The following is a 13,370-nucleotide window of genomic DNA, read 5'->3' on the forward strand; positions in this document are numbered from 1 at the left end:
ACTGTCTAATGATAGGGATCTATAGATACGAGATAATGGAAATAATAGTAACTATTCAAAATATTATTGTAATGGAGGGTTTGAAATGAGTGTGACAAAAAACGTTACGGCTGTCTTAAAAAATTATATTAATGGGCAATGGGTAAGTGCAACTAGTGAGGAAACGCTTGATGTGCCAAATCCGGCCACCAATGAAGTCATTACAAAGGTACCGGTTTCATCAAAGGAGGATGTCCATCTTGCCGTAACAGCGGCAAAGGAAGCCTTTGATAAGTGGAAAAATGTACCCGTTCCAAAGCGCGCAAGGATTCTATTCAAATATCATTATTTGTTAACGGAGAATCATGAAGCATTAGCTAAATTAATCGTTCAAGAGAATGGAAAGGCATACAAGGAAGCGTACGGTGAGGTGCAGCGCGGGATTGAATGTGTTGAATTTGCGTCTGGTGCACCAACCTTAATGATGGGCGAAACGTTATCAGGAATTGCTGAAGACATTGATTCTGAAATGTTCCGCTATCCATTGGGGGTTGTTGCTGGCATTACCCCTTTCAACTTCCCGATGATGGTGCCGCTATGGATGTTCCCGCTTGCCGTCGCCTGTGGAAACACCTTTGTGTTGAAGCCATCAGAACGGACACCAATTTTAGCGAATCGATTAGCTGAATTGTTCTCAGAAGCTGGTGCCCCTAATGGAGTCTTAAATGTTGTTCACGGTGCACACGATGTCGTCAATGGGCTGCTCGAGCATAAGGATATTGCTGCGATTTCTTTTGTTGGCTCCCAGCCTGTTGCAAAGTATGTGTATGAGCGTGCAGCTGCTGAAGGAAAGCGAGTTCAAGCACTGTCTGGTGCAAAGAACCATCATATTGTCATGCCAGATGCCGACATGGATAAGGCCGTTCAACATGTGATAAGTTCAACTTTTGGTAGTGCTGGGCAGCGCTGTATGGCTTGTAGTGCGGTCGTTGTGGTTGGTGACAATGACCTATTTGTTGCGGCACTAAAGAAAAAAGCAGATGAATTGATCATTGGGAGCGGTATGGATGATGAGGTGCTATTAACACCGGTAATTCGCAAGGAACATCGTGAAAAGGTTTTGGGTTATATTGAGAAAGGAATTGCCGAAGGAGCTGACCTGATTCGGGACGGACGTCGGGAAATCGCTGAGCTGCCGGAAGGGAATTTCATAGGACCAACTATCTTTGACCATGTTACCACTGAAATGACCATTGCCAAGGATGAAATCTTTGCACCGGTTTTAAGTCTCCTTCGTGCTAACAATTTAGATGAAGGATTGGACTTTATCCGTCAATCTAGATATGGAAATGGAGCGACGATTTATACAAATAACGCAAAAGCGATCCGTCAATTCCGTGAAGAAGCGGATGCAGGAATGCTGGGAATAAACGTTGGAGTACCAGCAACCATGGCCTTTTTCCCATTCTCAGGCTGGAAAGACTCATTCTATGGCGATCTTCATGTAAACGGTAAAGACGGACTAAACTTTTACACCCGCAAAAAAATGATCACATCAAGATTCGACGCATAAACATGGTGCAAAAGTAATATAAGGTGTCAGGCACCAATTATACTATGGAGGGATGGTTTATGGTTCAAATTAGGGGTCCACATGAGACGTTATTAGAGCAGGATGATCAGTATGTTTGGCATTCGATGAAGCCGTATAATCCGAATGCGACGCTGGTTGCGACGAAGGCTGAGGGTTCTTGGGTTACTGATGCGGATGGAAAACGATATTTAGATGCGATGGCTGGCTTGTGGTGTGTGAATGTTGGCTACGGGAGAACGGAGCTTGCGGAGGCTGCTTATGAACAATTAAAAGAAATGGCTTATTTCCCGCTATCCCAAAGCCATGTTCCGGCTATAAAACTAGCAGAAAAATTAAATAAAATGCTTGGCGATGATTATGTTATTTTCTTTTCTAACAGTGGGTCGGAGGCAAATGAAACGGCTTTTAAGATTGTTCGGCAATACCACCAACAAAAGGGGGAACATAGTCGCTATAAAATCGTGTCCCGCTACCGGGCCTACCATGGGAATTCTATGGGTGCCTTAGCAGCAACTGGCCAGGCCCAACGAAAATATAAATATGAGCCACTCGCACCAGGTTTTATCCATGTATCACCACCCGATTCCTATCGAGATGACACAAACGTTGACGATCCGATGGAGTTGTCCTCGGTAAAAGAGATTGATCGAACGATGACGTGGGAGCTGAGTGAAACGGTTGCCGCCATGATTATGGAACCGATCATTACCGGCGGAGGCGTCCTTGTTCCTCCTGAAGGCTATATGAAGGCAGCAAAAGAAGTTTGTGAAAAACACGGCGCACTGTTAATAGTTGATGAAGTAATTTGTGGGTTTGGCCGGACAGGTAAATTATTTGGCTTTATGAACTATGGTGTGAAGCCTGATATTATCACGATGGCAAAGGGGATTACCAGTGCCTATTTGCCCCTTTCGGCAACGGCCGTCCGAAAAGAGATATATGACGCGTTTAAAGGGACAGAGGAATATGATTACTTCCGGCATGTCAATACATTTGGCGGGAATCCTGCTGCCTGTGCACTAGCGTTGAAAAATCTCGAGATCATGGAAAATGAAAAACTATTTGATCGATCTAGAGATTTAGGGGCACAGGTCCTAAATGATCTGACAAACCTCCTTCAAGATCATCCGTTTGTTGGAAATGTTCGGGGTAAGGGTCTATTGATTGGAATTGAACTAGTGAAGGATAAAAATACGAAGGAACCGTTAGATACGGGACTTGTCAATCAAGTTATCGCAAGTTGTAAGCAGGCAGGCGTTATTATTGGGAAAAATGGAGCGACTGTTGCTGGATACAATAATGTCCTCACACTTGCACCGCCACTGAATATTGAGAAGAAGGATCTACAATTTTTAATAAAGACATTGACAGAATCACTCAAGAAATTAATGTAGGCAAAATTTTTTCCCTATGATGGATCATTATGTTTACTATTTTAAAGCAACTCATAAAATGGTATAGTAATTTTCATTAGCAGAAACGTTCAATCTGTCTGTTGCAGATTGAACGTTTCTTATTTAAAAGGAAGAGATGAATGACGACTACAGTTTCATATATAAAAGAATGGCAAAAAGCCCTTCAAAACGAAATTATGCATTTGAAAAAGTTCGGTAGTAACAAATGTATTGTGACAAATGGACGGCTCCTAGCCAATGATGGTTCGTTTACCTATTATTTTGATACCACTGGCTCAATCCGAATCCCGGTTGGTTCCTCGATTCGAATCGAGTGGGGTGGGATGAAACAATCAGGACGTGTCCTGTCCTCAGAAGGAAAGGGGGTCATCCTTACCTTAGACCAATCATTCGGGGAGTTAATTTCAGTGGCTACCTTGTTCCATGATCCGTGGGAACTGCTCGAGCAGTTGATTCAACGATTGGATGAAATGAAAAAGAATAAGCAAAAGCGTTTACGTGTAAAAAAATTGATGGATCCCTCGATGCCAGCAAAGCACCCAGTTGAAAAAAGTAAAAGTACTGTTCATGAGCTAGTGTTACGTTCAAAATACAACCCTGTGACATTTGTTTGGGGACCACCTGGCACAGGTAAAACCTATACACTTGCTCGAACAGCAGCAAATAAATACTTCCAAGAAAAGCGAGTTCTGATCTTGTCACACAGTAACCAGGCAGTAGATGTCTTAATTAGTGAAATTTCAGCTTTCATCACTAAGAAACAACGTTATCATGAAGGGGATGTCCTTCGCTATGGATTCCATACTGGTGAACAACTCGCCAATCTTGAAGCAGTCACCACAAGCCAATTGCTTGAGAGACAGGATCCCCATCTTGCTGAAGATAAAGAAAAGTTAATCGAAGAAAGACGAAATCTGAAGCAGGACCTAGCACACTCCTTTAGTAAAAGGGATACAAATCAACTTCTCGAGGTGGAATCAAAGATCGCCAGAGTGCTTGAAAAGATTCGCCAAAAGGAAATTCAGTTTGTCAAGGATGCCTATATTGTCGGGACCACTCTGGCTAAAGCTGCGAGTGACCCGGCCATTTACGAAAAGAATTTTGATGTGGTTATTCTCGATGAAGCCAGTATGGCATATGTTCCTCAGGCTGCCTTTGCTGCTTCCCTCGGGAAACGGGTGATTATTTGTGGCGATTTCAAACAATTGCCCCCTATCGCTTCATCAAGAGATGCGTTAGTAAACATGTGGTTGAAGGAGGATATTTTTCATCGCGCTGGTGTTGCCGATTGGGTCAATGACGGCAAACTTCATCCCCATCTTTTTTTACTGAAAGAACAACGAAGAATGCATCCGGATATCTCTGCCTTCACCAATCAATATATCTACCATTCGCTTGTGGGTGACCATGAAAGTGTTACGAAAAGCAGAGACCATATTGCCCAAAAAACACCATTTCCAAATCGGTCTTCCGTATTAGTGGATACTAGTTTTACGGGGGCTCACTGTATGACAGAACGAACATCGCATTCACGCATGAATCTTTGGCAAGTATTATTGTCGTTTCAATTAATTCATGAATCCTATCTGAGCGGTATAAGATCGATTGGTTTCGTGACTCCTTATCGTGCGCAGGCCAATTTAATGGAGCTGATCCTCGATGATATTTACGAAAAGGAGCGGGCAACAGCTGATATTATCGCTGCCACGGTTCACAGGTTTCAAGGTAGCGAGCGTGATGTCATGATCTTTGATACCGTTGACAGTGACCCGCAAACTCGTGCAGGCATGTTATTAACGGGGAAAGACAGCGAACGTTTGATTAATGTTGCCATAACGAGAACAAAAGGGAAATTTATTCATGTCAGTAATCAAGCATTTATAAGGAAGTATGTCTATCAGGGGAAAACACTAAGGCAGCTTGTGGAGCACCATGAAAAAAACCAGCAAACCGTCCGGACAAAAGAAATTGGTACATGGGTGCGGAATCAGCATCCCAGATTACAGTGGATGCATGCTCTTAAGGTAGACAAAGTATTTTCCGATCTGCAGGCAGCAAGAACGTCGATAGTGATTTCCATTCCTGTTCAAACGAACCTTTCAGAACAATGGCTGGAAAAACTAAGGGACAGGGATCAACGGGTAAACTTAACTGTTATTTCCGAGCGTGACCTGCCAGAGTTGCGAGCAAATCAATACCTAAATGAGCGAGTGGCCTTCCCCTTTGTCGTTATCGACAAGCAGATTATCTGGCTGGGCCATCCGTTGGAGGGGTCAAGTGCCGTCCGGCCACCCTTTATAGCTGTTAGACTGCAGTCAGAAAAGGTTTCTGATTATTTAGTAGGGCAGTTTGTTCTGAAGGAGTAGTGCTGTAGCGATTTGTACTAGTAAATTTGCCATATTGTAATGGGAAGCAACGGTTAGCTTTTTTTATGACAGTTCTTCTTGACAATTTGTTATTTTCTAAGGATAATCAAATAAATCGAAAAAATCAAAAAATAGAATGGTATGGGATTAGTAAACCATTGGAATGTGCTAGAGAGTGAAACCCACTGGCTGAAAGGTTTCTCACAGAAAAATGATTGAACCTGCCCTAGTATACTGCTTATGCAAACATAAGCCGATCAACTCACGTTACGAGTACGAGTGGATGCATGGCATCAATGAAGGTGGTACCGCGGAACCGATTTTTCCGTCCTTTTCAAGGACAGAAGAATCGGTTTTTTTATTTATTAAAAGAAAGGTCGTAAGGAAATGAAAAAACAGCTGGTGGTCGTAAAGATTGGGAGTAGCTCGCTTACAAATGCTTCAGGAACTATTTCTGAAGGGAAAATACGTGATCATGTTGAGGCACTCGCTCATTTAAAAGATCTGGGTCACGATGTCATTTTGATCTCATCCGGTGCAGTTGCAGCAGGATTCGGCTCACTTGGTTATCCGACACGGCCAAAAAGCACAGCTGGAAAACAGGCCTCAGCAGCAGTTGGGCAAGGACTGCTCATGCAAAATTATATTCAATTATTTAAAGAGTTTGATAGGGTACCTGCACAAATATTATTAACCCGTGAAGATTTTTACAGTCAGACTCGATTCCAAAACTTGTTTTCTACGATCCATGAATTACTGCAACGCGGGGTTATTCCGATTATTAATGAAAATGATTCGGTGTCAATTGAAGAATTGACCTTTGGTGACAATGACTTATTATCGGCACTCGTCAGCGGCTTTTTACATGCCAATGCCTTGATTATTTTAACGGATATAAATGGCCTTTATGATGGAAATCCAACCGTCTCAAAAGAAGTGAAAAAGTTTCATTTCATTCCAGAAGTTTCCGAAACACTTCTCAGTGTGGCTGGAGACAGCGGTTCTTCACTTGGTACGGGTGGAATGAAGTCAAAGTTAGTTGCTGCTAAGAAGGCCTTATCACTAGGGGTAAGTGTTTTCGTAGGTACGGGGACAGGCAAAGAAAAACTAGTAGATATATTAGCTGGAAAAGGTGATGGGACATATATTGGAGGTCCGTTCCAGACGCAAATGCAGATGAGAAAGCAGTGGATTGCTTATCACTCCCATGTGGGGGGAACGATTGAAATTGACGAAGGAGCAGAAAAGGCGATTCTGTTCCATGGGAAAAGTTTATTGCCTGTTGGCGTCACAAATGTAATTGGCGAGTTTAATGCTTTAGATGTTGTCATCGTGAAAAATCAAAAGGGTAAAACGGTCGGAAAAGGGCAGATTTATTATTCCTCAAAAGATTTACTGCTGGTGAAGGGATTACCAAGTGAACAATCGAAATGTTATTCCATAAACAAAAAGGCAGAAGTGATTCATCGTGATAATTGGGTCACTTTGCCAAAGGAGTGAGTGTCCAATGGGTGAGTTAGTAGAAAAAGCAAGAAAATGTAAAAAAGCAGCCAAACAATTGGGATTGTTATCAGCAGTTGAAAAAAATGAGGCCCTTTTGAAAATGGCTGATCAGCTAATTACAGAAAAAGAATGGCTATTGAGGGAAAATGAAAAGGATATAGTAGCTGGAAAGGAAAAGGGACTTTCCCCCTCACTGTTGGACCGGTTGCTTTTAACGGGAGAGAGATTGGAACAGATTGTGGAGGGAGTTCGCCAGTTAGTTCTGCTTGATGATCCGATTGGTGAAAGGATCGAAGCGTGGGAACGACCAAACGGATTACGAATTGAAACGATTCGTGTTCCGCTTGGGGTAATCGGAATGGTGTATGAAGCCCGTCCGAATGTAACGGTGGACGCAGGAAGTCTCTGCTTGAAATCAGGAAATGCTGTTCTTTTACGAGGAAGCTCAACTGCGATTCATTCCAATAAAGCACTTGTTCACGTTATGCGAATGGCACTTGCAAGTACAGCGATTCCGGCTGATGCTGTTCAACTTTTGGAGGATACAAGTCGGGAAACAGCTGCTGAGATGTTTCAATTAAATGAATACTTGGATGTCCTTATACCACGGGGCGGTGCAGGGTTAATTCAATCGGTGATCCAAAGCGCCACAGTTCCAGTATTGGAAACTGGGGTGGGGAATTGCCATCTGTTTATTGATAAAACGGCCAAAAAAGAGATGGCAATTGAAATCGTCCTTAATGCTAAACTACATCGTCCATCGGTTTGTAATGCCGCAGAAACGGTGCTGATTCATGAACAATGGCCCTACCGTTCCGAGCTTATCGGCAACTTGCTTGATAACGGAGTTGAACTGCGTGGAGATGCGAAATTAGCCTCTACTTTTCCAGCTGTTCAGCTAGCAACAGAAGAAGATTGGCGGACTGAATTTTTAGCTCCTATCTTAGCCGTCAAGACAGTTAAGGATGTGAATGAAGCGATTGACCATATTGATCTATATGGTACAAAACATTCAGAAGCAATTATCAGTGAAGAATCGGAACATGTTCAGCAATTTTTTAAAGCGATCGATGCGGCTGTATTATATCATAATGCCTCCACTCGTTTTACTGATGGTGAACAGTTCGGCTATGGTGCTGAAATTGGAATCAGTACGCAAAAACTACATGCCCGCGGACCAATGGGACTGAAAGCATTAACCACAACAAAAGCGATTGTACAGGGTACAGGGCAAATCCGTGTGTAATCTTAAAAATAGGTGCGAATGCGCGCCTATTTTTTTCGTATTCTGATATATTCAAAATACAATTAAATGCTCTTCCCTCAGGAGTAGAAAAGCTTTACAATCTTAAAGTAATCAGGCACAACTTCATTTACCTAAATAATCGAAAAGGAACATAGTTTGACTATTTAATCTAAGTTTATTAAAATTAGATTAAATAGTCTAATTGGGGTGAGTGAATATGGGCAATCAGTCTTATCCAATCTCGATTTTTATATTAGATGTAAGTAATTCTTCGACAAATGCAATTGGGGACGAACTGACAGCATACCTTGATGAACTGGTGAACTGGATCAATATTTGGACGAAACCGCTTGGAACGATGAAGGTAAAGCATCGAGCAGGGGATGAAATTATCTTTGTTGGGTATGGCTATTCTACAGCCTATACGATTGCTTTTTTTATAAGCAGCATATGGAAATACCACCAGTATCGGCCCTATTTTGGGTTGTCTTTTGGCGATATCGAGAAGGAATTAGCCGATCTCGATATTGAAAAATGGATTCACCCATTAATTAAGCAGGCAAGGTATGCAAATGATTTGTTAAAGCAAGAACAAACTAGACAGCCATTTAAATTTGAACTTGACCTTTTTATTCAAAGCCAACCAAATCATCCCTTTTTATACAATCAGTTTCGGAAGGAATTCAAGTCGTTATTTAATACCTTGTTGTCTTTGCAGCACAGTCTTACCCAAGCACAAACGAACATCCAAACGCTCGTCTGTTCTGCGTACCTTATCTTGCAGCAACAAAAAGCAGTCGGACATCTGCTAAACAAGACGGCACCTACCATCTCCAGTCATATGAAAAAAGGAAAATGTGAAGAAATTCTTCATAGCTTCGATGAATTGCTAATCATCTTAAACTCATTGGAGAAGAAAACCTATCCAGAAGAGGTTAATCCGAAAGAGCGAAATGAGCAACTAATCCAGTCCATCAGGAACTATCTGAAGGAACATATCAATATACTGCTTACAGACTAGCACTTTTGAAACTGAGAGGAGAAACCATGCTTATGTTATGTCTCATTCTTGCCCATTTGATTGCTGATTTTTATTTGCAATCAGATTATGTTTTTAGGACTTAAGGTCAGCAAAATACTTGAAGTATTCCAACATGGACAGCAGTTAGGGGCGGCAAATGCCCTTTTGTTTCTCACCATCATCTTCATTTTAGCCACCAGTGTTAGTGGCCATTTAATTCGAATCCTTTTAGGTTCCTTACCAAACCAATTGTTAACCTTTGAAGGAAAGTATACGTTTAAAACAGATAAACAGGAGGAGCAATTTGCCCAAAATAGTATCGGGAAAAGAGGATTAACGGAAGAATATCAGTACACGATTTTCTCAAAACATGACCTGTCGCGTGGAAAATTAATTGGCTATATTGAGAGACTGCTAGTTTTAGTGTTAACGTTCTACAGTGCTTATCCTGCAATCGGGTTTATCGTTGCCGCGAAATCGATTGCCAGATTTAAGCAAATGGATGACAGGGATTGGGCCGAGTATTTCTTGCTTGGTACACTTACTTCCATGTTTATCGGCATTTCACTTGGTATTATCTTACGAGAGGTTTTAACCTAAAATAAATTGATTGTTTGGCTGCCTACTAGATAGGTGGCTTATTTTTTTGAAAAAATAGTGGCATTTTTAGGAACTATTTCATATAATTAAAGAAAAGTTGCACGCGGGAAACATTTTGAAAAGGGGGAAAGAGAGATGGGTAAACCAAATATTATTAAACTAGTGCAGGGTGAAAAGGGAAATACCATAAAAATCACTTCGTTAAATCTAGAGGGAGTAATGCGGAGAAGATTGTTAGATTTAGGATTTGTTGTGGGTGCACACGTTGAGGTGATTCGGAAAAGTCCGTTGGGGGATCCCATCGCTTACCGTGTCAGTCAGACGACGATTGCTTTAAGGAAAGAAGAAAGTTCACGTATAGAAGGGGAGCTGTTGCCTAATGGTGAATGAATATCGAATTGCGTTAGCGGGGAATCCAAATACAGGTAAAAGCACCTTATTTAATGCACTGACTGGACTTAGACAGCATACTGGAAATTGGGCGGGAAAGACTGTTTCCCTTGCGCAAGGGAATGTGGAATATAAACACAAAACTTTTCATTTGATTGACCTCCCAGGGACATATTCACTGTTTTCCAATTCAACGGATGAAGAAGTAGCGCGAAATTATATAGTTTTTGAAAAACCGGATGTTACACTTGTTGTCTTAGATGCCACTTCACTGGAACGGAATTTCAATCTTGCCTTACAAGTACTAGAGATGACGAAAAATGTGGTAATTTGTATCAATCTAATTGACGTAGCTGAACAACAAGGGATCCAGATAAATGAACGTCTGCTGACCAATCGCTTAGGAGTTCCGGTCATCAAAATTTCGGCGCGAAATAAAAAGGGGTTTCCGTTGCTTCTCGATACAATTGATCGTATTGTGACAGGAGCAATAGAATGTAATCCAGCACCGATGACCTATCCTCCCATGATAGAAGATAAAATTAAGCTGATTGAACCAAAAGTGCGTGAGCTTGTAGGAAATGAGATATCTTCACGGTGGGTTTCACTTAGATTGTTAGATGGAGACGAGACATTACTTAATGAAATTAGTAAACGATTGGTGCCAGAGGAGGGGTAAGCAATGAGCATACAAGATCTTTATACCGAGGCTCAGGCTTTGTCGACAGCCGAGCTAAGGGATGATGTTGTTCAACATCTATACGAACGAAGTCATAAATTATGCCATGAAGGGATTTCTTATACGAAAACGAAGCGGGATACGCGGACAGAAAAACTTGATGCCATTTTTACTTCACCTATTTTTGGCTTCCCAATTATGATTGTAATGCTAGGCGTCCTGTTTTATTTAACCATCGCTGGGGCCAACATTCCATCTTCGATTCTCGCTGAGTTTTTTGGTTTCCTGGAGGGGTATTTAACCTCCTTATTTACCTATCTTCACGCTCCTGATTGGCTTCATGGGATGTTGGTTCTCGGTCTCTACCGTGGAACGACGTGGGTGATTAGTGTAATGCTGCCGCCGATGGCTATTTTCTTCCCTGCTTTTTCACTCCTAGAAAATTACGGCTACCTACCGCGAGTTGCTTTTAATATGGATCGATTATTTAAGCGAGTAGGAGCACATGGGAAGCAATCATTAACAATGGCGATGGGATTCGGCTGTAATGCCGCTGCCGTTATCTCCACTAGAATTATTGAATCACCTCGCGAGCGGATGCTGGCAATCCTGACAAACAATTTTGTCCCATGTAATGGTCGGTGGGGAACGCTAATTGTGTTAGCTTCCTTGTTTATGGCAGCCAATTTTACTGGGGGCATAAAATCACTTGTCACCACTGGGGTCATCGTTGGAATTGTCTTATTTGGGATTATCGTCACTTTCTTTGTCTCATGGGTATTGTCTAAAACGGCCTTGAAAGGAATACCGACGCACTATACGTTAGAAATGCCACCGTATCGGAAACCAAAAATCTTTGATACCGTTATACGTTCATCACTAACGAAATCCTGGTCTGTTTTAGTAAGGGCAGTTAAAGTGGCCGCGCCAGCCGCCATTCTCACCTGGGTGTTTGCGAATATTTACATTGGCGACACCAGTATTCTTATGTACGCAGTAGAATTCCTTGACCCGTTTGGTAAAATGCTCGGTCTTGATGGGTACATCCTGATGGCCTTTATTCTTGGCTTACCAGCAAATGAGATCGTCCTTCCCATCCTATTAATGGGGTATTTATCTACAGGTTCTTTAACGGAAGTAGATAACCTCGTTGATTTAAAGCAAATTTTTCTGGATCATGGTTGGACCTGGTTAACCGCCTTGAACATGATGTTATTTTCTCTGCTTCATTATCCATGTGGAACAACTTTATTAAATATTTATAAGGAAACGAAGAGTAAAAAATGGACATTTCTGGCCTTCGCCATCCCAACCGTCCTGGCCATCCTAGTTCCCCTTATCATCACGCAAACGGTGAGAATGTTTGATTTGATGTAAAATGGAGAATATATAAAGTCTGGAGGCTGAATCTTAGCAAAATCCAGTCAAATGAAGAAAGGTAAGCACTGTTTATCAGGCCTACCTTTCTTCATGTTTGTACACTTTTACGGTATATTTGAAATATTACTATTGGTAGTGTCATAATGAGTGTCAAAGAGGAGGTGGATGATCCATGCGATTACGTGGAAAGAAAATTGTTAGCCTTGTTCATCATGATTTTGAAGATCTTGAATTGTGGTATCCGATATTACGATTACAAGAAGAGGGAGCAATCGTGCATTTAGCTGGAGAAAAGGTACAGGAAAAGTATATTGGCAAATACGGTGTTCCTGCTGTCGCTGATTATTCCTATAGTGAGATAAACGGAGAGAAGTACGATGCCATCCTTGTACCTGGAGGCTGGGCACCTGATAAAATTCGGCGGTTTCCAGAAGTTCTTTCACTTATTCAGGATTTTGAAAAAAATAAAAAGCCAATCGGTCAAATTTGTCACGCTGGCTGGGTTTTGATTTCAGCTAAGGTGTTACAAGGGAAAAAGGTAACCAGCACACCTGGGATAAAAGATGACATGGAAAATGCTGGAGCGACTTGGTTGGACGAGCCTGTGGTGGTTGATGGTCACCTTGTTTCAAGTCGTCGACCTCCAGACCTTCCTGATTATTTGCGAGAGTTTATAAAGATAGTAGAACAAAAATAATCCATAATCAAGCAGACATGAATTTCTCTCGTACATGTCTGCTTGATTATTGGAGTTTCCCTTGTGTGAGCCCAAGTCCATACATAATAAAATTATGCCAATTTTTTAATCTCTTCCGTCACCACAAAAGCAAGGTCATCGTTCCCGAACAACGATAAAACCCCCAACAACGTCTCATCGGATACTTCTCCTGCCTCTTCTTTCGGTACTGTCAGCTCCAATGCTTCTTTCAATGCAGGATTGGCCGATTGATTTGGGTAGGCCCGCAAGTATAATTCTTCAGGATTTAGTTCATGATTCACACACCATTGCGCAAAGATGAGAATCATCATTTTTTCTTCCCCTTGAAAATGTTGAATAATCTTTTCTTCTACCTCTTTAGGATTCATATCGAAGTCTCCTTTAAATGCTTTCTAAGTTCATTATAAGAAATAGTAAATTTGTTTTAAAGTATTCTTTTATGAGATACTATTGATCGTAATACTTTTTAATAAGAGGTG

12 protein-coding genes are annotated in these 13,370 nt (G+C 41.6%); 11 read left to right on the top strand and 1 reads right to left on the bottom strand.

Annotated elements, in window-relative coordinates:
• Window positions 1-85: 85 nt before the first annotated feature.
• The 11 genes from TY15_RS05210 (at window position 86) to TY15_RS05260 (ending at window position 12,870) form a co-directional block, all read left to right on the top strand.
• Window positions 86-1,552, top strand: a complete 1,467-nt coding sequence (locus TY15_RS05210; RefSeq protein WP_040208898.1) for a CoA-acylating methylmalonate-semialdehyde dehydrogenase — start codon at window positions 86-88, stop codon at window positions 1,550-1,552.
• 59 nt (window positions 1,553-1,611) lie between these two features.
• A complete protein-coding gene (locus tag TY15_RS05215; protein WP_040208899.1) occupies window positions 1,612-2,967 on the top strand; it encodes an aspartate aminotransferase family protein in 1,356 nt (451 codons plus the stop codon).
• A 140-nt stretch (window positions 2,968-3,107) separates the two neighbouring features.
• The gene (locus tag TY15_RS05220) at window positions 3,108-5,354 is read left to right on the top strand and encodes an AAA domain-containing protein (RefSeq protein ID WP_040208917.1); all 2,247 of its coding nucleotides are present in this window, start codon (window positions 3,108-3,110) and stop codon (window positions 5,352-5,354) included.
• A gap of 387 nt (window positions 5,355-5,741) precedes the next feature.
• Entirely contained in the window at window positions 5,742-6,854 is a 1,113-nt protein-coding gene (proB, locus tag TY15_RS05225; RefSeq protein ID WP_040208918.1) for a glutamate 5-kinase, read from the top strand.
• A gap of 7 nt (window positions 6,855-6,861) precedes the next feature.
• Window positions 6,862-8,103 carry a glutamate-5-semialdehyde dehydrogenase gene (locus TY15_RS05230; RefSeq protein ID WP_040208919.1) on the top strand — a complete coding sequence of 414 codons (1,242 nt, stop codon included), beginning with the start codon at window positions 6,862-6,864 and terminating at the stop codon, window positions 8,101-8,103.
• 217 nt (window positions 8,104-8,320) lie between these two features.
• Window positions 8,321-9,124, top strand: a complete 804-nt coding sequence (locus TY15_RS05235; protein WP_040208920.1) for a hypothetical protein — start codon at window positions 8,321-8,323, stop codon at window positions 9,122-9,124.
• 87 nt (window positions 9,125-9,211) lie between these two features.
• The gene (locus TY15_RS23930; RefSeq protein ID WP_052353701.1) at window positions 9,212-9,724 is read left to right on the top strand and encodes a hypothetical protein; all 513 of its coding nucleotides are present in this window, start codon (window positions 9,212-9,214) and stop codon (window positions 9,722-9,724) included.
• A gap of 135 nt (window positions 9,725-9,859) precedes the next feature.
• Window positions 9,860-10,114, top strand: coding sequence for a FeoA family protein (locus TY15_RS05245; protein WP_040208921.1), 255 nt, complete (start codon window positions 9,860-9,862; stop codon window positions 10,112-10,114).
• On the top strand, window positions 10,107-10,793 hold the full coding sequence (locus TY15_RS05250; RefSeq protein ID WP_040208994.1) for a FeoB small GTPase domain-containing protein: 687 nt from the start codon (window positions 10,107-10,109) through the stop codon (window positions 10,791-10,793). The genes TY15_RS05245 and TY15_RS05250 overlap by 8 nt, the downstream gene beginning before the upstream one ends.
• 3 nt (window positions 10,794-10,796) lie before the next feature.
• Complete coding sequence (locus TY15_RS05255) at window positions 10,797-12,170, top strand: nucleoside recognition domain-containing protein (protein ID WP_040208922.1); 1,374 nt, start codon at window positions 10,797-10,799, stop codon at window positions 12,168-12,170.
• A 175-nt stretch (window positions 12,171-12,345) separates the two neighbouring features.
• On the top strand, window positions 12,346-12,870 hold the full coding sequence (locus tag TY15_RS05260) for a type 1 glutamine amidotransferase domain-containing protein (RefSeq protein WP_040208923.1): 525 nt from the start codon (window positions 12,346-12,348) through the stop codon (window positions 12,868-12,870).
• A gap of 92 nt (window positions 12,871-12,962) precedes the next feature.
• Here TY15_RS05260 and TY15_RS05265 read toward each other — a convergent pair whose 3' ends face one another.
• Complete coding sequence (locus TY15_RS05265; RefSeq protein WP_040208924.1) at window positions 12,963-13,259, bottom strand: hypothetical protein; 297 nt, start codon at window positions 13,257-13,259, stop codon at window positions 12,963-12,965.
• Window positions 13,260-13,370 lie beyond the last annotated feature (111 nt).

This window comes from Neobacillus jeddahensis (assembly GCF_000612625.1).
GTDB lineage: Bacteria > Bacillota > Bacilli > Bacillales > Cytobacillaceae > Neobacillus > Neobacillus jeddahensis.